Genomic DNA, 20,483 nt, shown 5'->3' with positions numbered 1-20,483 from the left:
CGAACGGATTCAGGCGACGCGCTTTAGGTCTTTGGTTTTGTGCATGTCGTCCTCCCAAAACTGAAGTGCGCCCCTTGGGGTGGACAGATCGTCCTGAGGAATTGACCATGGCTGTCGGGTTTTCGAAGAGGGAACCATGGCAAGACATCGTAGTTACAGCATCACGTTTAAGCGTCAGGTCGTACAGGAATATCTGTCGGGCGAGACGCTACACAGTTTGGCGAAGCGGCACGACATCACGCGCACCCTGATCGGTGTCTGGATTGGCAAGTATGAGGCAGGCGGTTTTGATGAAGATACGGCGTCGGCCGCTCTGATCACGGAATATGAGGCGCGGATCGCCGCGCTTGAGCGGCTAGTGGGCAAGCAGGCTCTGGAACTGGAGTTTCTAAAGGGGGCTCTGAAAAGCGCACCGCGGCCGAAAAGCGGGATCACATCCGCCATCACCGGCCCCGCGGCCTCTCTGTCGCCGAAGGATGCCGACTGATGGGCATGGCGCGTTCGACCTTTTACGACCACCCGGCAAGGGCGGCCGACGACACCGCGATTGTCGAGGCGATGTTCGCGATCTGCGACGAATTCGAGTTTTATGGCTACCGCCGCGTGGGCGCGGCCTTGCATCAGCAAGGCTTTGTCGTGAACCACAAGAAGATCCGCCGCCTGATGCGCGGCCACGGCCTGCAGCCGACGTTCAGACGGCGCTACGTCGCCACCACCGATAGCAATCATGACAGCCCTATCTTCCCCAATCTGGCAAAGGACATCGTCCCGACGAGCCCGAACCAGCTCTGGGTCGGCGATATCACCTATGTCGCGCTGCCGGCCCGCTTCGTCTACGTCGCCATCATTCTCGATGCCTGGTCGCGCATGATCGTCGGCTACGCCATCGGCGGCGCGATCGATGCCTGCCTGACGGGCGCCGCTTTGCGCACCGCAATCGAGCGGAGAAAGCCACCGCCAGGCTGCGTTCATCATTCCGATCGCGGCTCCCAATATGCTGCCCAAGCCTACCGGCAGCTTCTCGCCGGCCACGGTCTGGCCGGCTCGATGGGCCGCAGAGGCAATCCTTATGACAATGCCAAAGCGGAGAGCTTCATGAAGACCCTGAAACTCGAGGCGGTCTATCCGATGGCGCTCGAAACCTTCCAGGACGTCGCCGCGCACCTTCCCCACTTCATCGACGAGGTCTACAACAAACGCAGGCTCCATTCGGCGCTGGGATATCTCAGTCCGCAACAGTTCGAGGATCAACACATCCCGCAGACGGCCAAAACCGCAGCCTGATCAGTGTCCACCCCAAGGGGCGCACTCCAAACCGGGGACACTTTTGGGCGACATGCACTAGCCTGGCGTTTTTCCGGCCGGTCTCAGCGACACGGTCGCGGTCTCATGCTCGTCCGCCGGCTTTGGCTGGTTCAGCCTGAGCGAGAATTCCACCATGACCGGCAGGTGGTCCGAGCCGGTGTCCTCCAGCCTTGTCGCGGAATGGATGGTCACGCCGCCCTTGCTGAACACCTGGTCGATCGGCAGGCCGGCGAAGCGCCGCAGGAAATCCGGCAGCTTGATGTGGATCCAGGTCGGTCCGGCGGACGGCATGACGGTCAGCCCGCCAAGCGAGGCGACGCGCCGCACGGCGGCGCTCCATGGCACGGCGTTGCAGTCGCCCGCCATGATGGCCGTCTCGCCGAGCGCGGAGAGCGATTCCGTCAGCTCACCGATCTGCCAATACTGTTCGCGCGGCCACGGCCAGCTGAGATGGATGGCGGCAACATCGACATCGATGCCGCCGAAGTCGACGGTTGCTGTCGCCATGGCGCCGCGCCGTTCGCAACGCGCCTCAGTGCCGGCGGCAAAGGGCCGCCGCGAGAGCAGCGCGACGCCGAATATGCCGTTCGGATAGGGGCAGAGGATCCGGTATGGGTATGCGCTGCTGATATAGCCAAGCTCGGTCGCCCACATCGCCGAGACCTCGTCGAGGGTGATCACATCGGGATTGGTCCGGCCGATCAGGGACAGCACCTTCTTGGGCGTTGGATTGTCGTAGCGCAGGTTCATCTGCAGCAGCTTGTAGGTCGCATGATCCTGGCTCTTGGCTTCATAGGCAGCCTGAACCGGCCATAGACCGGGCAAAGTGTTCAAGGTCGTGGCAAAGGCCGCCACGGCCAAAAGCAGCGCCACCGCCGCTTGCAGGCGAAATGTCGTGGCCAGCAGCGGCAGCGCGCAAAGCGCCATCAGCACGGCAAGGTGGATGCGGAAATGCGAGAAGGAATCGAAGGCCGGATGCAGCGTTCCGAAAAACCCGGCCACCAGCGCGATCGAACAGGCGAGCATTGCCAGGAATGCAACCGACATCAGCAATGTCCCGAAGCTCGCTCTCTCCATGCCGCCTGCTTATCGGCAGAAATGCGGCTCAATCAAGATGACGAAATGCCCATGCGATGCGTGGAACCGGCCTACTGGAACGCCGTCTCCGAAAAACTTCTGAGCTTGCGCGAATGCAGCCGCTCCATCGGCATTTCCGCAAGCTTCTCCATAGCCCTGATGCCGATCGTCAGGTGCTGCGCCACCTGGCGCTTGTAGAATTCGGTCGCCATGCCGGGCAGCTTCAACTCGCCATGCAGCGGTTTGTCCGAAACGCACAACAGCGTGCCGTAGGGCACGCGGAAGCGGAAGCCGTTGGCGGCGATCGTCGCCGATTCCATGTCGAGCGCGATCGCCCGCGACTGCGACAGCCGCTGCACCGGGCCGCGCTGGTCGCGCAGTTCCCAGTTGCGGTTGTCGATTGTGGCGACGGTACCGGTGCGCATGATGCGCTTCAAATCATAGCCGGACAGGCCGGTGACTTCGGCGACCGCTTCCTGCAACGCCACCTGGATCTCGGCCAGCGGCGGGATCGGCACCCAGACCGGAAGATCGTCGTCAAGCACGTGATCCTCGCGCACATAGGCATGCGCCAGCACATAGTCGCCCAGCGCCTGCGTGTTGCGCAGACCGGCGCAGTGACCAAGCATCACCCAGGCATGCGGCCTCAGCACCGCGATGTGGTCGGTGATCGTCTTGGCGTTGGAGGGGCCGACGCCGATATTGACCATGGTGATGCCGCCATGTCCGCGCTTCTTCAGATGATAGGCCGGCATCTGCGGCAGGCGCGGCGGTGCAAGCCCTTCGCTGGGCGCGCTTTGCCCGACCCTGGTGGTGACATTGCCGGGCTCGACGAACTCGGTGTATCCGCCGCCGCCATTGGCCATCAGGTCGCGGGCGCGGGCGACGAACTCGTCGATATAGAACTGGTAATTGGTGAACAGCACGAAGTTCTGGAAATGCTGCGGCGTGGTGGCCGTATAGTGCGACAGGCGGTGCAGCGAATAGTCGATGCGCTGCGCCGTGAAGGGCGCCAGCGGCCGAGGTTCGCCGAAGGCCACTTCGAAGGTGCCGTTGGCGATCTGGTCGTCGGTGCCGTCGAGATCCGGCACGTCGAACAGGTCGCGGATCGGCCGCTTGATGCGCTCGGCCGCCGCGCCGTCGACATGGGTGCCTTCGAGAAAGGCGAAATGCAGCGGGATCGGCGTGGTCGATTCCGACACCGTGACCGCAACCCCATGATTGCGCATGATCAGGCGCAACTGCTCGACAAGATAGCTTTCGAACAGACCCGGCTGGGTGATGGTGGTCGAAAAATGCCCAGGCGTCGGCATATGGCCATAGGCCTGGCGCGAGTCGATCTGGGTGAACGAGTTGGTGGTGACGCCGATCTCCGGATAAAAGGCCCGGTAGCGCTTGCCATTGTCGCCGCCCGCTGCCGCCAGTTCCGCAAAGGAGTCGCGCAGGAACTTGGTGTTGCGGTCGTAAAGCACCTGCAGTGCCTTGACGGCCTTTTCGGCGCTATCAAAGCTTTGCCGGCCAAAGGGCTCCGGCATGACGACAGATTCGATGGCTTGAGGGTAGATTCGCTTTTCCATGGCTCAATATAGAGACTTGGATCGGCACTTGGGAGGGGTGTCGCTGTCGAAGGCCGCCAAAGCGTCGCTTTTCTTTCCGACGCATGTCGCGGGACAGCGACATGCGCGAGACGTCCTCATCCGCGCTGCAGGCTGACCAGGAGCACGAAGCCGACGCCGGACTTCTTCAGAGCCGGTGCGTCGATCGTCGAGCCGGTGTCAGTGCGCATCATCGGCACGGCCAGAACCGGAGCGGCCAGAACCGTCAGGATAAGCGCCGCCCGCGGCAGAAGCCGAAGGGTCTTGAGAGCGTTGGCGGCGATGCGGTTCATGGTGTTTCAGCTTTTCTTTTCGAGGTCTTGGTTTCTGTGTTCAGTTGCGAAGGTGAGTGGGGCAGGCAAGGCGGCAGGTTCTCGAACTGGCTTCGTCCCAGGCGCGGGCCGGACGGCCCGCTTCAGCGACGAGGATGGCGAAGAACATTCCAAACAGGCTCATCAGCAGGCAGACGATGGTGAAGCGGCGAGCAAGCATTGGGTCGGGTCTCCTTCAACACGTCGGAGAATGCCCTGATGCAACTGAACCGGCTCTGATGCCGGCGTTCATCTGCGGTTCAAGATGATTGACGCGATTTTGCCGGCCCCAGCGTCGGTTTCGACGGCGGGGGGCGGGAGGCGACGGGAGTCCGGGCGTAGCGCCTCGCAAAACGAAAACGGGGCCCGTTCGGGCCCCGTCCTCATGTCAGAACGATGCGGTCGATCAGAGCTTGTGCCAGGTCTGGCTCTTGCAGATCAGTCCGCCGAGCACGCAGCCGCTCATCTTGAGAGAGGTGCCCGACAATGTCGCCTTGCCCGAATAGGTCTTGTCGTTTGCCGGATCGGTGATGTTGCCGGCATATTTGTTGTCGCCTGTCGCCTTGAGCGAGCCGATGGTCTTGCCGGCATATTTGCCGGACTTGAGCGTGATGGAAAACGAGCCGCCGCCAGCGATGGCTGCGGTGTCGCCGGCCTGTGTCTTCCAATTGCCTTCGATCGGATCGGCCCATGCCGCGCCCGCCATGATCAATGTGGCCACAAGGGCCAGGCTCACTTTTCGAAACATGTCTTCCTCCCTTTGGATGTCCGGCCGGATGCTCCGCCTCGCCGGTCTGCCGTTTACGCAAACGTAAGCTAATCCAGCTCCCAGCAAAACAAAAGCGGTGCCGGAACGGAAGACTTTCGGATTTTGAAAGCCCCGGAATGTGCCTCCTGGCCAAGGAAATGAAACGATCGGCGCATCGCCTTTGTCTCCCGTGGTTAGCGGAGTCTTGACTTGGTGCCGGGAAATTTTCGTCAAATTTGACGCAAGCAGGCTGAATTGCTGGCTTTGTATCCTTAACGAATTTCAGCGTTTACCTCTTGTTTTAGCTTTGTTTTCCTCAAATTAAGCACGCCATTTAACGACGGATTCAAGCCTGCACGGCATTCTCGAAAGCATCGGAAGAGCAGCCAGCAAGGACGAAAGAAGGCAGCTCTCGGGAGCCTGACAGGGGCCGGAAACAGGGGATTGAAATGGCACGTTTTGAAATGCTTGAAGCAGGTTTCGGCGCCATGGGGGCAACTGCCCAGGCCGACATTCTTTTCGAACTGGGCATGATGTATGCGACCGGCCGCGATTGCGAGACCGATGTCGTTGCCGCCCACAAATGGTTCAACATCGCTGCGATCAAGGGCTCGGCCCGCGCCGCGGAATTGCGCTCCGAACTGTCGGCGGCCATGTCGAAGATCGAGATCGCCAAGGCGCTTCGCGAAGCCCGCGAATGGATGACCATGCACTGATATCTGCCAGTCGCAGACAGGCTTATCGAAGACAGGGAAGCTCCGGGATCAAGACCGCACAGACGGCCAGACCCGGCGGAATTGAAGGCCGCGCAAGACGGCCACGATGCTAAGAAAGAGAACGCGGCGGGTCGCAGGCCCAGTCGTGCGCGACACAGGGAAGGTGAGCGGGATTTTTAGGCGCGGGGGCGCCTGGAGATTGCTCGACGGGCAAAAAAGCCACGACCAGCCGGAACAAGGCTGGCGTGGCTTTTTGCGTGGATGACGTCTTGCAGGCCCAATCGAGCGGCGCCAATGCGCCTAGACAGGCCCAATGAAGGATGAAATTGTCCCGCCTCTCTGGAAGAAGCGCGGCCGGGGCGGCCGCGCGTGAGTGGAGGAGTTCTACCATCATGAAAAAATTGAGTATTTTGAACGCGGCCATATTCGGCCTGATGATGAGCACGCCGGTCGCATTCGCCGACGATATCACCTTTGCGGTGATCGGCCCGATGACCGGACAGCTCGCCACCATCGGCGATCAGTTCAAGCAGGGCGCACAGGCCGCTGCAGACGCGATCAACGCCGCTGGCGGCGTCAACGGGTCGATGATCAAGCTCGATATCGAAGACGACCAGTGCGATCCCAAGCAGGCCGTGTCGGTCGCCAACCGCGTTGTCGCCGACGGCGTCAAGTTCATCGACGGCCATGCCTGCTCGGGTTCGAGCATTCCGGCCTCGGCCGTTTATGCCGAAGCCGGCGCTCTGATGATGAGCCCGGCTTCTTCCAACCCGGTGCTGACCGACGCGGCGGCCAAGGCCGGCTGGCCGACGATCATGCGCCTTTATACGCGTGACGATGCGCAAGGCGCCTTCATCGGCCCATGGATCGCCAAGAAGTTTGCCGGCAAGAATGTCGTCGTCTTGCATGACAAGAGCGCCTACGGACAGGGCGTGGCTGACGCCGTCAAGGCAACGATGAATGCCGGCGGCCTCAAGGAGGTCTATTATGACGGCATCAACGCTGGCGAGAAGGACTATTCGGCTCTCGTCACCAAGCTCAAGGACTTGAAAGCCGACGTCGTCTATTTCGGCGGCTACCATCCCGAAGCTGGCCTGATTCTGCGTCAGTCGGCGGAACAGAACCTGAAGTTCCAGCTGATCATGCCGGACTCCATCGCCTCGCCGGAATTCTGGCAGGTCGCTGGCCCGGCCGGCGAGGGCACCATGTTCGTCTTCCCGTCGGATCCGCAGGCAAAGCCGGAAGCCAAGGCAGCCGTCGAGAAGATCAAGGCCGGCGGTTTCGTGCCGGAGGGCTTCACGCTGTTCTCCTACGCCACCATCCAGGCTTTCGCTGAAGGCATCAAGCGCGCCGGCAGCGACGATCCGGCCAAGGTTGCCGAAGCACTGAAGAACGGCACGCCGATCAGCACCGTTGTCGGTGATGTCACCTTCGACGAGAAGGGCGACCTCAAGAATGCCAGCTACGACATCAACCAGTGGCATGACGGCAAATACGCGCCGATCGCGCAGTAATCGCCACCCTGGCGACTGGATAGCATAGAGAAATGGCCGGGCTCGTCCCGGCCATTTTCTTGTTTGCTCCGCCGGTTACCTTCCGAGCCGTCAGCTCGCTGCTGTGCTCGACGCGTTTTGGTCCTCGACGAACCGCACCAGCACCGTCCCGTCGGTGACCTGCGCGCCCTCTGTGGCGATCTCGGCGATCACGCCGTCATGTGGCGCGGCGATGGTGTGCTCCATCTTCATCGCCTCGAGGATCAGCAGCGGTTGGCCCTTGATCACGGCATCGCCTATTGCCGCACGCACCAGCTTGACCAGCCCCGGCATCGGCGCGCGCAGGCTGCCGGCGCCTGCCGCCGCATCATCGGCTCGTGCCAAGGGGTCCGGCACGACAAAAGTATAGCCGACGGCGCCTTCGAACACGGTGATGTGGCCTGGCCAGCAGGCGAGGCGTGGCGTTGAGCGAAAATCATGCGAATTGGTGTCGTCGTAAGGTTTGTCCAGAGCGACCTGGAATCGCCCGTCCGGCCGCACCGAGACCTTCGCCGCGATATCGTCTTCGCCGAACTTCAGCCATGTGCGCCGCGCCACGCTGTGGAAATGCGCGTAGCCGGCAAGCGACGACCACGGCTCGTCGGATGACGGCGCTGCTCCTGCGCCGGAGGCCGCAAGGGCTGCGGCAGCAAGGGTTTCGCCTCTCGGTGGCTCGACCTGGGTCAGCGCCGTCTGGTGCCTGGCGATCAGGCTGGTGTCGACATCGCCGGCGGCAAAGTCCGGATCGGCGGCAAGAGCGGCGAGAAAGGCGGTGTTGACGGTCGAGCCGGCGACCTCGGTTCGCGACAGCGCCGCGCCAAGCGCTTCCAGAGCCGCCGGCCTGTCCTTTGCGTGGACGACCAGCTTGGCGATCATCGGGTCGTAATAGGGCGAGATGGCGTCACCCGCCCGCACGCCGGTCTCGACGCGCATCGTGGCGCCTTCGGGGGCTGCATCCGGGAATTTCAGATGATGCAGCGTGCCGGTCGCCGGCAGGAACCCCTTGGCTGCATCCTCGGCATAGATTCGCGCCTCGAAGGCATGGCCTGCGAGCGCGATCTCGCTTTGCGTCTTCGGCAGCTTTTCGCCCGATGCGACCCGCAACTGCCATTCGACAAGGTCAGTGCCGGTGACCATTTCGGTGACCGGGTGCTCGACCTGCAGGCGGGTGTTCATTTCCATGAACCAGAAGCGGTCGGCCTTCAGGCCTTGCGAGGCATCGACGATGAACTCGATGGTGCCGGCGCCCGAATAATTGATCGCCTTGGCGGCCTTTACCGCCGCCTCCGTCATCGCCTTGCGCAAAGCCGCCGTCATGCCAGGGGCTGGCGCTTCCTCGATCACCTTCTGGTGGCGGCGCTGCGCCGAGCAGTCGCGCTCGTAGAGATGCACCGCATTGCCGAAATTGTCGCCGAACACCTGCACTTCGATATGGCGCGGCTTGTCGACATATTTTTCGACCAGCACGCGATCGTCGCCGAAAGCGGCCTTCGCCTCGCGCCGTGCGCTGGACAGCGCTTCGGAAAACTCATCGGGATGCTCGACCCGGCGCATGCCCTTGCCGCCGCCGCCGGCGCGCGCCTTGATCAGCACCGGGTAGCCGATCTCGCGTGCTTTGGACGCAAGCAGCACGATCTCCTGCGCTTCGCCATGGTAGCCCGGCACCACCGGCACGCCGGCCTTTTCCATCAGCCTTTTGGCGGCATCCTTCAGCCCCATGGCACGGATCGAGGCTGCCGACGGGCCGATGAAGATGAGCCCCGCCGCCACCACCTGGTCGACGAAATCAGGATTCTCCGACAGGAAGCCGTAGCCTGGATGAATGGCTTGCGCGCCCGTTGCCAGGGCCGCCGCGATGATCTTGTCGCCGCGCAGATAGCTTTCGCCGGCAGGCGAGGGGCCGATATGCACCGCCTCGTCGGCTATCTCGACATGCAGGGATTTCGCGTCGGCATCCGAATAGACGGCGACTGTGCGCACGCCCATCTTCCGCGCCGTGCGGATGACACGACAGGCGATCTCGCCGCGATTGGCGATCAGGATCTTGGCGAACATGGAGCCTCCATAGCCAGGGCTTGCGACCAGCAACGCAGGCGCTCTGTCGCGCCCCCCTCTGGCCTGCCGGCCATCTCCCCCACAGGTGGGGAGATTGGCAGTTTCAGCGCTGCCGCTCTCCTTTCAACGGTGGCGATTGGCGAAAGCCGAGGTTCCGGTCGATCTCCCCCAAGTGGGGGAGATGTCGGGCAGGACAGAGGGGGGCGCTGTCCCGTCGGCCTATCTGGCCAGGTATTTGCCCAACAATGTAGACCCCTCCCTTACCAAGGGAGTGCTCTACATGAACCTGAATACGCGGACTATCGTTCATCTCACATCCGGAACACGCCGAAGCGCGTCTCCTCGATTTCGGCGTTGAGCGCGGCAGACAGGCTGAGCGCCAGCACGTCGCGCGTCCTCGCTGGATCGATGATGCCGTCATCCCAAAGGCGTGCGGACGAGTAGAGCGGGTGCCCCTCATGCTCGTATTTCATCAGGATCGGCTTCTTGAATTTTGCCTCTTCCTCGGCGCTCCATTCCCCGCCCTTGCGCTCGATGCCTTCGCGCTTGACCATAGCGAGCACGGTTGCCGCCTGTTCGCCGCCCATCACCGAGATGCGGGCATTCGGCCACATCCACAGGAAGCGCGGTGAATAGGCGCGGCCGCACATGCCGTAATTGCCGGCGCCGAACGAACCGCCGATGATGACAGTCACCTTCGGCACGCGGGCGGTGGCGACCGCCATCACCAGCTTGGCGCCGTCCTTGGCGATGCCGCCCGCTTCGTATTTCCGCCCGACCATGAAGCCGGTGATGTTCTGCAGGAAGACCAGCGGGATCTTGCGCTGGCAGCAGAGTTCGATGAAGTGCGCGCCCTTCAGCGCGCTTTCGGAAAACAGCACGCCATTGTTGGCGATGATGCCGACCGGCATGCCATGCAGATGGGCAAAACCGGTGATCAGCGTGATGCCGTAGTTCTGCTTGAACTCATCGAATTCGGAACCGTCGACGATGCGCGCGATCACCTCGCGCACGTCATAGGGCTGGCGCAGATCGGTCGGCACGATGCCGTAGAGTTCATGCGCCGGATGAAGCGGCGGAATCGGCTTCTGTAAGTTCAGGCTTACAGTCTTGTTCCGATTCAGGTTTTTGACGATGCGCCGGCAAATGGCGAGCGCATGGTCGTCGTCCAGCGCGTAGTGGTCGGCAACACCGGAGAGCCGTGTGTGCACATCGGCGCCGCCGAGATCCTCGGCGCTGACGTCTTCGCCGGTGGCCGCCTTCACCAGCGGCGGTCCACCGAGGAAGATGGTCGCCTGGTTGCGCACCATGATCGTTTCGTCCGACATCGCCGGCACATAGGCGCCGCCCGCTGTGCAGGAACCCATGACGCAGGCGATCTGCGGAATGCCGGCTGCCGACATGTTGGCCTGGTTGTAGAAGATGCGGCCGAAATGCTCGCGGTCGGGAAACACCTCGTCCTGGTTGGGCAGATTGGCGCCGCCGCTATCGACCAGATAGATGCAGGGCAGATTGTTCTGCAGCGCAATCTCCTGCGCCCGCAGATGCTTCTTGACCGTCAGCGGATAATAGGTGCCGCCCTTCACGGTGGCGTCGTTGACGACCACCATCACCTCGGTGCCTTCGACGCGGCCGATGCCGGCGATCATGCCTGCCGACGAAATCTCCTCGCCATACATCGACCATGCCGCGAACTGGCCGATCTCGAGGAAGGGTGAACCGACATCCAGCAATTGCGCGAGGCGCTCGCGCGGCAGGAGCTTGCCACGCGAAACGTGGCGCTCACGCGCTTCCTCCGAGCCGCCGCGCTCGACCGTGGCAGCCTTCTCCGCAATGTCGGCGACCAGCGCCCGCATGCGCTCGGCATTGGCACGGAAGGTTTCGGAGGAGGGGGAGATCTGAGAGGTGAGGGCTGTCATTGACAAATCCACGATGATATCATATTTTGCTATCAAGATTAAATCTTGTCGCGCATGACGTGCGACCGCCAACGGCGATCACGGCTTCCCTGCCGGATCATATTCCATGGAGGTCATCATGCGCGGAAAGCACAAGCAGACACTGGACGTCATTTTTGCGAATCCGATAAGCGGCTCGATCAAATGGCGGGACGTCGAAGCGTTGCTGATAGCGCTTGGCGCACAAGTGTCCGAAGGGCGTGGATCGCGAGTGCGCTTCACATTGAACGGGATAACGCTTCGCGTGCATCGACCCCATCCATCGCCCGACACGAAAGCATATGTGATCCGAGAGATCAGGACTTTCCTTTTAGATTCAGGTGCCGAACTATGAAGCCTTACAAGGGATATCTGGGGACGATCGAGTTCGATGAAAGCGACGTCGTGTTTCATGGTCGCATCGTGGGCATTCGCGACATCTTCACATATGAAGCTGCTTCGGCGGAAGAGTTGCTGAAGGCTTTTCATGAATGCGTGGATGACTACCTTGAATTCTGCGCCGAACAGAACAAGGAGCCGGAAAAGCCTTTTTCGGGCAAACTCGCTCTGCGCACCACGCCGGAAGTCCATCGCCTTGTCAGTCGGGCAGCCGTCAGTGACGGCAAATCGATCAACCAATGGGTGTCGGATACGCTCGCTGAAGCGGCCCGCAAGCGCGTCGATGAAAACTCCACGAAAGTTACAAGCCGCGCGCACTAGACCCCCTCCGCCATGATTTCCCGTCCAATCAGCCAACGGCGGATTTCGCTGGTGCCAGCGCCGATCTCGTAGAGTTTTGCATCACGCAAAAGCCGACCTGTGGGATAGTCGTTGATATAGCCATTGCCGCCAAGCAGTTGGATGGCGTCCAGCGCCATCAGCGTCGCCTTCTCGGCTGCAAATAGCACACAGCCGGCGGCATCCTTGCGCGTCGTCTGGCCGCGATCGCAGGCAGCGGCGACGGCATAGACGTAGGCGCGGGCGGCGTTCAGCGTCGTGTACATGTCAGCCAGTTTGCCTTGCACCAGCTGGAACTCGCCGATCGGCTGGCCGAACTGCTTGCGCTCATGCACATAGGGGATCGCGACGTCGAGGCACGCCGCCATCAGGCCGATCGGGCCGCCGGCGAGCACGGTGCGCTCATAGTCGAGGCCCGACATCAGCACTTCGACGCCTCGCCCTTCCTCATGCAGCACATTGTCGAAGGGCACCTCGACATCCCTAAACACCAGTTCGCCGGTGTTGGAGCCACGCATGCCGAGTTTGTCGAGCTTTTGCGCCACGGAAAACCCGGCCATTGCCTTCTCGACGATGAAAGCGGTGATGCCGCGCGATTTCCGCTCCGGGTCGGTCTTGGCATAGACGACCAGCGTCTCGGCATCCGGCCCGTTGGTGATCCACATCTTGGTGCCGTTGAGCACATAGCGGTCGTTGCGCTTTTCGGCGCGCAGCTTGAGCGAGACGACGTCCGAGCCGGCGCCGGATTCCGACATCGCCAGTGCGCCGACACGCTCGCCCGAGCACAGTGGCGGCAGGAATTTTTCCTTCTGCGCCGTCGTCGCCCAGCGGTTGATCTGGTTGACGCAGAGGTTGGAATGGGCGCCGTAGGAGAGGCCGACCGACGCCGAGGCGCGCGAGATCTCTTCGACGGCGATCACATGGGCGAGATAGCCCATGCCGCTGCCGCCGAAATCGGGGTCGGCGGTGATGCCAAGCAAGCCGAGTGCCCCGAGTTCGCCCCACAGATGCGCCGGGAATTCGTTCGAGCGATCGATGTCGGCGGCGATCGGCGCGATGCGATCCTGGGCGAAGCGCCGCACCATGTCGCGCAGCGCCTCGATCTCCTCGTCATGCCCGAAGCTGAGCGTGTTCGTGTACATGCTTTTCCTCCTGCCGCATGACCCCGAAAATCGACTTCGATTTTCGGAAAGGATCATGCGCGAAATCAAAATGCTACAGCGTCCTTTGCGCGTCCGAAGGGACGCGCTGCGCTGTAGGCGTCGATCTTCGCGTCGACGAGCCGCATTGTCATTGAAAGATATGTCGCCGTTACTTCACCGATCGACAGCCGTTCGCCCGGCCGAAACCAGACGATGACGCCGGTCATCATCTGGATCAGCGCCATCGCCGTCAGTCCGGTGTCGTCGATGCTGAAGACGCCCGCCTCGGCGCCATCGCGCAGGATGGCGCGCAGCTCCTTTTCGTAGGCTGTGCGCATGCGCAGGATCTGTGTCAGCCTTTCCGGCGACAGGCTGCGCAATTCCATGTTCGACACGTGCGTGGCGTGCCGACGCTCGATATGAAAAGCGATGTGGTTTTCGACATAGGCTGAGAGCCGCTGCGCGGGATCTGCACTAACCGGGCGGGATGCTTCCCACGCATCGGTCAAACCTTCCATGTGCTCGCGCATCAGCGTGAACAGAAGCTCTTCCTTGGTTGGAAAATAGCGGTAGAGCGCTGCTGCCTGGACGCCGACTTCGGCGGCCAACTGACGCATCGACATCGCCTCGTAGCCAAAACGCGCGATGAGGTTGACCGCCGCCTCACGGATGGTCGCTTCGGTCTTTTCGCCATCGGATCCGGTGGTGCGTGCCATGTCAGCCCTCTTGCGAGGCAATAATAAAACGAACGTTCAATTAATTCAAGTGCCGAGCCAAACCTACCTTCATGCAACGATCCTGAACCCGACGAAAGCGCCCCCGGCGGCCAACTCCTCGACGTCGACCTTCGAAACCGAAGCCCCGGCCGGCCCTTTCCAGAGGCGCTCGATCATTGTCGAGACCGCTTCATCGAGGCCTGCAATCTGGGTCGTTACTGACCCATCCGCTTCATTGCAAACCCAGCCCGCAAGACCAAGGCCTGTGGCCTCGCTCCGAACCCAGAGTCTGAAGCCGACGCCTTGCACATTGCCGTAGACGCGCGCCTGCACTTTCCGGCGATGACCAGCCATGAATCTCTCCAAGCCTGTCTCGTTGGAATCTGGTGCATGGCTCAGGGAATGCAACCTGAGAATTGCGCGCACAACGCAATAGCTGGGCTCTCTGGCTTTGAAAATTAGTTGACTCAGTCCACTAATTTTTGGAAAATGGAGCTGCCTTGTCGGGAGTTGGATGCAAATGTTGGACGAACGCAACGCATTGGTGGCGCAAATCCGCCACTTCAACCGATTCTACACCCGTACCGTCGGCCTTCTCGACGAAACCCTGACGCAGAGCGCGTTCACCTTGACCGAGGCGCGCGTGCTGTTCGAACTGGGCCACCACAGCAGCCCGGCTTCCGCGGAGATTTCCGGCGAGCGAGGTTTCCTGGCCGGGGCTTTCCGGCTGGAGAACGGCCCGGCGGCCTCCGAAATATCAAGGCAACTGCGCGTCGATGCCGCTTATCTGACACGGATTCTGCGGAAGTTCGCCGGCGAGGGCCTGACCGAGACCCGGACCGATCCGGCCGACAGGCGCCGGCGGATTCTGTCGCTCACGGCAAGAGGCGAGGCAGCCCTTTCAGGGCTCCAGGCTGCGGCGGATCGCGATACGGCACGGCTCATCGAGAATTTGCCTGACCACAGGTTGCAGGAACTGGGCAGCGCCCTGCGCAAGGCGGGGGAATTGCTGGGCGATCCCGCCGCTGAGAACAGCGAGGTGACGCTGCGGCCGCATCGCGTCGGCGACGTTGGCTGGGTCGTGCAGCGGCAGGCCCAGCTCTATGCCGAGGAGTATGGCTGGACGATCGAATTCGAGGCGATGCTCGCCGAGATCGGCGCCGATTTCATCCGCAATTTCGTGCCCGGACGCGACTTCTGCTGGATCGCCGAACGCGGTGGTCAGCCGGCCGGTGCGGTGTTCCTGGTTCATCAGGACGACGAAGTGGCCAAGCTGAGGATGCTGCATGTCGAGGCGGCGGCGCGCGGGCTTGGCATCGGCAAACGCCTGGTCGCGGAATGCGTGAACCAGGCCCGCGCCAGCGGTTACATCAGGCTGGTGCTGTGGACCAACGACATTCTCGTCGCGGCGCGCGCGATCTACGAGCGCGCCGGCTTCAAGCTGGTCTCCGAAGAGCACCACCACAGTTTCGGCAAGGATTTGATCGGCCAGACCTGGGAGATGGATTTGTAGGCAGCTTTTGCTGCTGGTTTGCGCGCCAGCGGTATCCTAATTCCCCCGCGCTGCCGCCAAAGCACCGGGAAGTTCCTCGGCAAAAATATCGAGCTCGTGATCGAGGCCGACGCTGACGCGGATGCAGCGGTCGAGCACCGGCACCATCGGCTTGCGGATGAACACGTCGCGTGACAGCAGGCCCTGCAACACTTTCAGCGCGAAGGCGCCATCGCCACCACAGTCGATGGTGACGAAGTTGGTTGCCGACGCCAGTGGCTTCAGCCCGTTCACCTCGGCTATCCCTGAGATGCGCCGGCGACCGGCGGCGACCCGCGCCACCACGCTCCTGAGATAGTCCTGATCGGCAAGCGCCTCGATGCCGGCGATCTGCGCCATGCGGCTGACGCCGTAATGGTTGCGGATCTTCTCGAAGTCGCGGATCACCTGAGCCTCGGCCACCGCATAGCCACAGCGTATGCCGGCCAGCCCATAAGCCTTCGAGAAGGTGCGCATGCGGATGACGTTTGGCCGCGAGATATCGATCGGCGGCAGCGCCAAGGCCGGGCCCAGTTCGCCATAGGCCTCGTCGAGCACCAGCATGGTGGTTTCCGGCAGCGCTTCGATGAAGGCGATGAGTTCGCCCGCCTCCCACCAGCTGCCCATCGGATTGTCCGGATTGGAGAGATAGACCAGTGGTGCCTTGTCCTTGCGCACCGCCGCGAGCAGACCGTCCAGGCTTTCCCTGTCGTTCTCATAGGGAACGGTGACCAGCCGCCCGCCGACACCGGCAATGTGGAAGTTGAAGGTCGGATAGGCGCCGAGCGATGTGACCACGGCATCGCCAGGCGCCACATACATGCGCGCCACCAGGCTGAGCAGGCCATCGATGCCTTCGCCGACAACGACGTTCTCGGCCTTCACGCCATGATGCGCGGCGACCGCCACCTTCAGATCGAAATTGTCGGGGTCGCAATACATCCACATGTCGCGGGCGATCTCGGCCATGCGGGCGATGACGCGCGGCGAAGGCCCAAAACTGCTCTCATTGGCGCCGATGCGGGCACGGAAAGCGCGGCCACGTTCGCGCTCCTGCGCTTCGGGGCCGACGAAGGGCACGGTCGACGGAAGCGCATCGACGAGCGGCGTGAGGGGAGGGCGCTGGCGCATGGGAAACTCGCTTGAAAAGGGCCTTCTTGCTAGCGCGCCCGTCTGGCCGGTGCAAGTTGCCGTGAGGCAGATCCGCGACGCTGGATTCCTGCGGCTCTTTTTGCTAGCCAGATATCATGAACAACCGTCTCCCGCCTGCTTGGTCAAAGCACATCAAGCCCGGACCCGCGCCGAAAGCGAAGGGGCCGACACTGAAGCCGATAGTGAATCAAGGAAACGCTCGTGCGCAGGCCGACGAAGCGCTGCTGAAACAGGCCTATGCCCTTCAGCAGGCCGAGCGGCTCGACGAGGCTCAGGACCTGTGCCTTCGGGTTCTGGCGCGCACGCCAAACCATCCGCTCGCTCTGTACATCTTGGGGACCCTATACCAGCGTTACGATGACGAGATGGCCTTGCGATATTTCGCGCGGGCGGTCGGCGAGGAACCTGAAAACCCATACTACCACCTCAGCCTGGGCGAGGCCTATGTGAAGGTCAGCGAATATTCGCCAGCCATCAGGCATATGCTGTATGCCTTGGAACTGCAGCCCGGCCTTATCGAGGTGCTTTGTGCACTGGGGCGCGCCTACACCAAGTTTGACAAACCCGACATGGCTTTGCCGCTTTACGAGAAGGCGCTCAAGATCAACCGCGATCATCCCAAAGTGCGGGCGGGGCTGGCCAGCGCGCTCAGCGGCCTGGGGCGCATGGATGAGGCCGCCGCCTGTCTGAAACAAGCAATCGGACGTCGCATCGATGTGCCGGCTGCCTACAACGACCTTGTGCAGACGAAAAAATTCACCGAAGAGCCGGAGGAACTCCAATCCATCCTGCGTGAACTCGGCAATCCCAAGCTTGATCCGGACGGTGCTTACAAGCTCCATCACGCTGCCGGCAAGGTACTGAACGACCTCAAGCGCTACAGTGAGGCATTCGACCATTTCAACCGGGCGAAACGGGCCTCCGGCTACACCTTCGATATCGTTCTGTATCGCCGCTGGGTCGACTCCCTGATTGAAACCTTCACGCCGGACTTTCTGGCGGCCAGGGCCGGTTATGGAAATCCTTCCGAAGTGCCTGTGTTCGTGGTCGGCATGCCGCGGTCGGGCACAACGCTCACGGAACAGATCTGCGCCAGCCATCCCGATGTTCATGGGGCAGGCGAGCTTAACAAATTAAGGCGGGTCGCCAATGCAATCGGCCTTAAAACCTCATCGGCCGGAGATTTGAGACGGCCGGTCATGTCGATCACGCAAGACCTGTCCAGAACGCTGGCGGAAGAACATCTGTCGTATTTGCGGGAGCGGGCGCCTGCCGCGCTTCGCGTGGTGGACAAGATGCCGCACAATTTTGAAATGATCGGCCTTATCGGCCTTCTCTTTCCCAACGCGCGCATCATTCATTGCCGCCGTGACGCCATCGACAATTGCGTCTCTTGCTTTGTCCAGAGCTTCAACAAAGGACACAGCTACAATACCGACTTGCGGAAATTAGGCCTGTACTATCGCGAGTATGACCGACTGATGCGCCATTGGAACGAGGTTTTTCCAGGCCTTATCTTCGAAAATCGCTACGAAACGCTGGTCGAGGATCAGGAAGCGCAGTCGCGCCGCCTGATAGATTATCTCGGGCTGCCTTGGGATGATGCCTGTCTGCGCTTTTTCGACAGGGATGGTTCTGTCAACACGCCCAGCCGCTGGCAGGTTCGTCAACCGATCTATACATCGTCGGTCAAGCGCTGGAAGAATTATGAAAACGAAATTCAGCCGCTGATTGATGCGTTGGGCGACCTGGCGGACAAATAATCCGTCGACCGTGAACAATCCGGCCCCTAAGCGGCGACCGACTTCCGGCCGGCGGTGAAGACCCTGAACTTGTGGCTCTGCGGTGCGTTGTGGCCGCGGTAGCCGGCGTCGGCGAGGATACGGCCGATCTCGTTGCCGTTGGTCTTTTCCATGTCGGGGATGACGCTTGCCAGCGTGTGGCCGTCATAGGGATTGCCGGGCAGTGCTTTTGCATGCAGGGCGAACTGGCCACCCCTTGGAGCGCTTCAGCGTGGTGGGCACAGGGACATTCGCCGTCCCCTCGATTCGCCGCCGCTGAACCGAGTGAAACACGCTCCGCGGCACAAGGGAATCGCAAACCGATTTGCAAGAAAACGGCGCCAAAATACCGCCAATCCTGCAATTCCAAAGCCGCTATTCGCATCAATCAACATGCCAGATCAATGGCTTGCGGATAGTTCACGGTCGGCTAATCCAATTCCGAAATTTGCCAACGAACTTTGCGGCAATGCGTCCGCGACCTTCGCTGTTGATGCCGAACCAAAGGTAAGACAGCGAACTGCGGCACCACGTGTAATGGTCGCATAAGGTCCTAAAAAAACCCGGCGGTTGCCCGCCGGGTTTTCGATCTCGCCGAAGCGATGTCTGTTAGAAGGAGCGCTGGAAGCGGAGGATACCGCCGATGTTGCTCTTCTTGTCGGCGCCGAACCAACCCTTCGCAGGGTCGTCACTGCCGACGTTCTGGTAGTCGACTTCGGCCGTGACCGTGAAGCCGGGAACGACGTCATAGGCGATGTTCGCCGCAATGCCGAGGTTCTTCCAGTCATCATACGATACCTGGGTGTTGAACGAGGTCTTCTCGTTGAACTTGTAGGTGCCACCGCCCCACACCGCCCAGTTGCCGCCCCACTGCTTGTAGAAGCCGCGGCCGCCAGCCCCGACAAGGGGGCCATCGCCGAGGTTGTCGTCGGAGCCGTAGCCGCCCATGACGAACAGCGACAGTGCGTCGTTGACGTTCACGTCCAGGCGAACCTTGCCAGCGACTTCTTCGTAGTTGCTGTCATACGAGACAACGCCGGTGATCGCGCCCCAGCCCTGCGTCCACTTCACGCCACCGACGACATGCGGAACATAGCTGTCGATCGAGTAGTCGCCGTAACCTTCTTCGAGAGAGACCACTGCCGAGAAGCCGTTGCCGGCGTCGAAGTAGTACTGGATCACGTTGGTATCGAAGCCGCCGTAAGGGACAATCGTATCCTGGATGACGTTGCCGGCGTAGCCGATGAACGTATCGAAGGCCGATTCGTCCTTACCGACGCGCAGGCCACCGAGCTGGATCCAGGCGAAGTTCAGCGAGACGTCCTTGTTGTGTCCCTGCCAGTTGTCGCCGCCAAGAGCATAGTCGCCGGTGTTGTTGCCGAAGTTGAAACGGGTTTCGGTGTAGGTCTTCAAGGTGCCAAGTTCGGTTTCCTGGCCGGTCCAGGTCTTCAGCGTGAAGCGGGCCTGCTTGTAGTAGGTGTCGTTGGTGTCACCGGAATTCATGTGATCCGGGACGTTGTTGACGCCATCGTTGGTGCCGTGATCGCCGACGCCGATGTCGTAGCGGACATAGCCGCCGATGCGCAGGCAGGTCTCGGTGCCGGGGATGTAGAAGTAGCCAGCGCCGTAGACGTCGCAAATCTTGACGTATTCAGCGGGTTCCGGCTCGGCGACGACGACGGCGTCGGCGGCGCGCGCACCGGAAACTGCGATCAGGGCCGCAGCGGAGCCGAGGAGAAGGCTCTTAATGTTCATTTTCTGACCTCCAGTCAGAATCGAACGAAACAGCGTTGATTTCGGCGTATTTGGGCGCCGAAACGCGCGGCGCCGATAGCGAGATGTCCAGCTATCTGTCTGTTCTAATGGGATAATTTTTGAGATGCCGCCAACGGGCAGGCAAGAGTGGCGGAGAGGATGGGATTCGAACCCACGAGAAGCTTTTGACCTCTACTCCCTTAGCAGGGGAGCGCCTTCGACCACTCGGCCACCTCTCCGTTGCGCCGCTGGATAAAGAAAAGCGCCGGCACAATCAACAAGCCCGCGTCATTATGTGGAAAAATATGAGGGCGCCGAACCGCGGCTTTCCATGGATGCGGCGGTTCTGCGGCAATTCCCTGGCTGGCGACTCGGGGCCTGGCCATGATTCC

The 20,483-nt window shown here is 61.5% G+C and carries 20 protein-coding genes, 1 tRNA gene and 1 pseudogene; 8 read left to right on the top strand and 14 right to left on the bottom strand.

Annotation, left to right across the window (positions count from 1 at the left end; translation table 11 throughout):
- The first annotated feature begins 136 nt into the window (after positions 1-136).
- A complete protein-coding gene (locus HB777_18140; protein QND65637.1) occupies positions 137-487 on the top strand; it encodes a transposase in 351 nt (116 codons plus the stop codon).
- Positions 436-1,284, top strand: a complete 849-nt coding sequence (locus HB777_18135; GenBank protein ID QND68809.1) for an IS3 family transposase — start codon at positions 436-438, stop codon at positions 1,282-1,284. The genes HB777_18140 and HB777_18135 overlap by 52 nt, the downstream gene beginning before the upstream one ends.
- A gap of 57 nt (positions 1,285-1,341) precedes the next feature.
- Here the strand turns inward: HB777_18135 and HB777_18130 are convergent, their stop codons facing one another.
- The 5 genes from HB777_18130 to HB777_18110 form a co-directional block, all read right to left on the bottom strand.
- On the bottom strand, positions 1,342-2,382 hold the full coding sequence (locus HB777_18130) for an AP endonuclease (protein QND65636.1): 1,041 nt from the start codon (positions 2,380-2,382) through the stop codon (positions 1,342-1,344).
- A gap of 71 nt (positions 2,383-2,453) precedes the next feature.
- Positions 2,454-3,959 (bottom strand): AMP nucleosidase, encoded by a 1,506-nt coding sequence (locus tag HB777_18125; GenBank protein QND65635.1) that lies wholly within the window; start codon positions 3,957-3,959, stop codon positions 2,454-2,456.
- A 116-nt stretch (positions 3,960-4,075) separates the two neighbouring features.
- Positions 4,076-4,270 (bottom strand): hypothetical protein, encoded by a 195-nt coding sequence (locus HB777_18120; GenBank protein ID QND65634.1) that lies wholly within the window; start codon positions 4,268-4,270, stop codon positions 4,076-4,078.
- A gap of 40 nt (positions 4,271-4,310) precedes the next feature.
- On the bottom strand, positions 4,311-4,469 hold the full coding sequence (locus HB777_18115) for a hypothetical protein (GenBank protein ID QND65633.1): 159 nt from the start codon (positions 4,467-4,469) through the stop codon (positions 4,311-4,313).
- A gap of 225 nt (positions 4,470-4,694) precedes the next feature.
- Positions 4,695-5,036: a DUF2147 domain-containing protein gene (locus tag HB777_18110; GenBank protein ID QND65632.1), complete on the bottom strand. Its 342-nt coding sequence runs from the start codon at positions 5,034-5,036 to the stop codon at positions 4,695-4,697.
- Positions 5,037-5,485: 449 nt separating this feature from the next.
- On the opposite strand from HB777_18110, the gene HB777_18105 reads away from it, so the two are divergent.
- Positions 5,486-5,752 carry a sel1 repeat family protein gene (locus HB777_18105; GenBank protein QND65631.1) on the top strand — a complete coding sequence of 89 codons (267 nt, stop codon included), beginning with the start codon at positions 5,486-5,488 and terminating at the stop codon, positions 5,750-5,752.
- A gap of 392 nt (positions 5,753-6,144) precedes the next feature.
- Positions 6,145-7,266 (top strand): branched-chain amino acid ABC transporter substrate-binding protein, encoded by a 1,122-nt coding sequence (locus tag HB777_18100; protein QND65630.1) that lies wholly within the window; start codon positions 6,145-6,147, stop codon positions 7,264-7,266.
- Positions 7,267-7,356: 90 nt separating this feature from the next.
- Here the strand turns inward: HB777_18100 and HB777_18095 are convergent, their stop codons facing one another.
- Positions 7,357-9,339, bottom strand: coding sequence for an acetyl/propionyl/methylcrotonyl-CoA carboxylase subunit alpha (locus tag HB777_18095; GenBank protein QND65629.1), 1,983 nt, complete (start codon positions 9,337-9,339; stop codon positions 7,357-7,359).
- 311 nt (positions 9,340-9,650) lie between these two features.
- Positions 9,651-11,258, bottom strand: a complete 1,608-nt coding sequence (locus HB777_18090; protein QND65628.1) for a methylcrotonoyl-CoA carboxylase — start codon at positions 11,256-11,258, stop codon at positions 9,651-9,653.
- 118 nt (positions 11,259-11,376) lie between these two features.
- Here HB777_18090 and HB777_18085 point away from each other — a divergent pair, with 118 nt between their 5' ends.
- Together HB777_18085 and HB777_18080 are read left to right on the top strand one after the other, a co-directional pair.
- Complete coding sequence (locus HB777_18085; protein QND68808.1) at positions 11,377-11,631, top strand: type II toxin-antitoxin system HicA family toxin; 255 nt, start codon at positions 11,377-11,379, stop codon at positions 11,629-11,631.
- Positions 11,628-11,996 (top strand): type II toxin-antitoxin system HicB family antitoxin, encoded by a 369-nt coding sequence (locus tag HB777_18080; protein ID QND65627.1) that lies wholly within the window; start codon positions 11,628-11,630, stop codon positions 11,994-11,996. The genes HB777_18085 and HB777_18080 overlap by 4 nt, the downstream gene beginning before the upstream one ends.
- Here the strand turns inward: HB777_18080 and HB777_18075 are convergent.
- The 3 genes from HB777_18075 to HB777_18065 form a co-directional block, all read right to left on the bottom strand.
- Positions 11,993-13,156, bottom strand: a complete 1,164-nt coding sequence (locus tag HB777_18075) for an isovaleryl-CoA dehydrogenase (GenBank protein ID QND65626.1) — start codon at positions 13,154-13,156, stop codon at positions 11,993-11,995. The two genes, HB777_18080 and HB777_18075, sit on opposite strands and share 4 nt — an antisense overlap.
- Before the next feature lie 65 nt (positions 13,157-13,221).
- On the bottom strand, positions 13,222-13,872 hold the full coding sequence (locus HB777_18070) for a TetR/AcrR family transcriptional regulator (protein QND65625.1): 651 nt from the start codon (positions 13,870-13,872) through the stop codon (positions 13,222-13,224).
- 69 nt (positions 13,873-13,941) lie between these two features.
- Positions 13,942-14,226, bottom strand: a complete 285-nt coding sequence (locus HB777_18065) for an acylphosphatase (GenBank protein QND65624.1) — start codon at positions 14,224-14,226, stop codon at positions 13,942-13,944.
- A 166-nt stretch (positions 14,227-14,392) separates the two neighbouring features.
- Between HB777_18065 and HB777_18060 the strand changes: the two genes are divergently transcribed.
- A complete protein-coding gene (locus tag HB777_18060; protein ID QND65623.1) occupies positions 14,393-15,385 on the top strand; it encodes a GNAT family N-acetyltransferase in 993 nt (330 codons plus the stop codon).
- Between the two features lie 36 nt (positions 15,386-15,421).
- Here the strand turns inward: HB777_18060 and HB777_18055 are convergent, their stop codons facing one another.
- A complete protein-coding gene (locus tag HB777_18055) occupies positions 15,422-16,534 on the bottom strand; it encodes a pyridoxal phosphate-dependent aminotransferase (GenBank protein QND65622.1) in 1,113 nt (370 codons plus the stop codon).
- A gap of 116 nt (positions 16,535-16,650) precedes the next feature.
- Here HB777_18055 and HB777_18050 point away from each other — a divergent pair, with 116 nt between their 5' ends.
- Complete coding sequence (locus tag HB777_18050) at positions 16,651-18,318, top strand: tetratricopeptide repeat protein (GenBank protein ID QND65621.1); 1,668 nt, start codon at positions 16,651-16,653, stop codon at positions 18,316-18,318.
- Positions 18,319-18,359: 41 nt separating this feature from the next.
- On the opposite strand, the pseudogene HB777_18045 reads toward HB777_18050, so the two are convergent.
- The 3 genes and pseudogenes from HB777_18045 to HB777_18035 all read right to left on the bottom strand — a co-directional run bounded on the left by HB777_18045 (position 18,360) and on the right by HB777_18035 (position 20,330).
- A pseudogene (locus tag HB777_18045) lies at positions 18,360-18,573 on the bottom strand (IS5/IS1182 family transposase).
- 372 nt (positions 18,574-18,945) lie between these two features.
- On the bottom strand, positions 18,946-20,091 hold the full coding sequence (locus HB777_18040) for a porin (GenBank protein ID QND65620.1): 1,146 nt from the start codon (positions 20,089-20,091) through the stop codon (positions 18,946-18,948).
- 148 nt (positions 20,092-20,239) lie between these two features.
- Positions 20,240-20,330, bottom strand: a tRNA-Ser gene (locus HB777_18035).
- Positions 20,331-20,483 lie beyond the last annotated feature (153 nt).

The sequence above is a fragment of the Mesorhizobium loti genome (assembly GCA_014189435.1).
Taxonomy (GTDB): domain Bacteria; phylum Pseudomonadota; class Alphaproteobacteria; order Rhizobiales; family Rhizobiaceae; genus Mesorhizobium; species Mesorhizobium loti_G.
Note: the sequence above shows the minus strand (reverse complement) of the source record. Positions and strands in the feature narration are given on the sequence as shown.

What these genes read in the sequence shown, in the direction of transcription:
- HB777_18140 (QND65637.1), top strand. Translation starts at nt 137, where the DNA reads ATGGCAAGACATCGTAGTTACAGCATCACGTTTAAGCGTCAGGTCGTA.
- HB777_18130 (QND65636.1), bottom strand. Translation starts at nt 2,382, where the DNA reads ATGGAGAGAGCGAGCTTCGGGACATTGCTGATGTCGGTTGCATTCCTG.
- HB777_18125 (QND65635.1), bottom strand. Translation starts at nt 3,959, where the DNA reads ATGGAAAAGCGAATCTACCCTCAAGCCATCGAATCTGTCGTCATGCCG.
- HB777_18120 (QND65634.1), bottom strand. Translation starts at nt 4,270, where the DNA reads ATGAACCGCATCGCCGCCAACGCTCTCAAGACCCTTCGGCTTCTGCCG.
- HB777_18115 (QND65633.1), bottom strand. Translation starts at nt 4,469, where the DNA reads ATGCTTGCTCGCCGCTTCACCATCGTCTGCCTGCTGATGAGCCTGTTT.
- HB777_18110 (QND65632.1), bottom strand. Translation starts at nt 5,036, where the DNA reads ATGTTTCGAAAAGTGAGCCTGGCCCTTGTGGCCACATTGATCATGGCG.
- HB777_18105 (QND65631.1), top strand. Translation starts at nt 5,486, where the DNA reads ATGGCACGTTTTGAAATGCTTGAAGCAGGTTTCGGCGCCATGGGGGCA.
- HB777_18100 (QND65630.1), top strand. Translation starts at nt 6,145, where the DNA reads ATGAAAAAATTGAGTATTTTGAACGCGGCCATATTCGGCCTGATGATG.
- HB777_18095 (QND65629.1), bottom strand. Translation starts at nt 9,339, where the DNA reads ATGTTCGCCAAGATCCTGATCGCCAATCGCGGCGAGATCGCCTGTCGT.
- HB777_18090 (QND65628.1), bottom strand. Translation starts at nt 11,258, where the DNA reads ATGACAGCCCTCACCTCTCAGATCTCCCCCTCCTCCGAAACCTTCCGT.
- HB777_18085 (QND68808.1), top strand. Translation starts at nt 11,377, where the DNA reads ATGCGCGGAAAGCACAAGCAGACACTGGACGTCATTTTTGCGAATCCG.
- HB777_18080 (QND65627.1), top strand. Translation starts at nt 11,628, where the DNA reads ATGAAGCCTTACAAGGGATATCTGGGGACGATCGAGTTCGATGAAAGC.
- HB777_18075 (QND65626.1), bottom strand. Translation starts at nt 13,156, where the DNA reads ATGTACACGAACACGCTCAGCTTCGGGCATGACGAGGAGATCGAGGCG.
- HB777_18070 (QND65625.1), bottom strand. Translation starts at nt 13,872, where the DNA reads ATGGCACGCACCACCGGATCCGATGGCGAAAAGACCGAAGCGACCATC.
- HB777_18065 (QND65624.1), bottom strand. Translation starts at nt 14,226, where the DNA reads ATGGCTGGTCATCGCCGGAAAGTGCAGGCGCGCGTCTACGGCAATGTG.
- HB777_18060 (QND65623.1), top strand. Translation starts at nt 14,393, where the DNA reads ATGTTGGACGAACGCAACGCATTGGTGGCGCAAATCCGCCACTTCAAC.
- HB777_18055 (QND65622.1), bottom strand. Translation starts at nt 16,534, where the DNA reads ATGCGCCAGCGCCCTCCCCTCACGCCGCTCGTCGATGCGCTTCCGTCG.
- HB777_18050 (QND65621.1), top strand. Translation starts at nt 16,651, where the DNA reads ATGAACAACCGTCTCCCGCCTGCTTGGTCAAAGCACATCAAGCCCGGA.
- HB777_18040 (QND65620.1), bottom strand. Translation starts at nt 20,091, where the DNA reads ATGAACATTAAGAGCCTTCTCCTCGGCTCCGCTGCGGCCCTGATCGCA.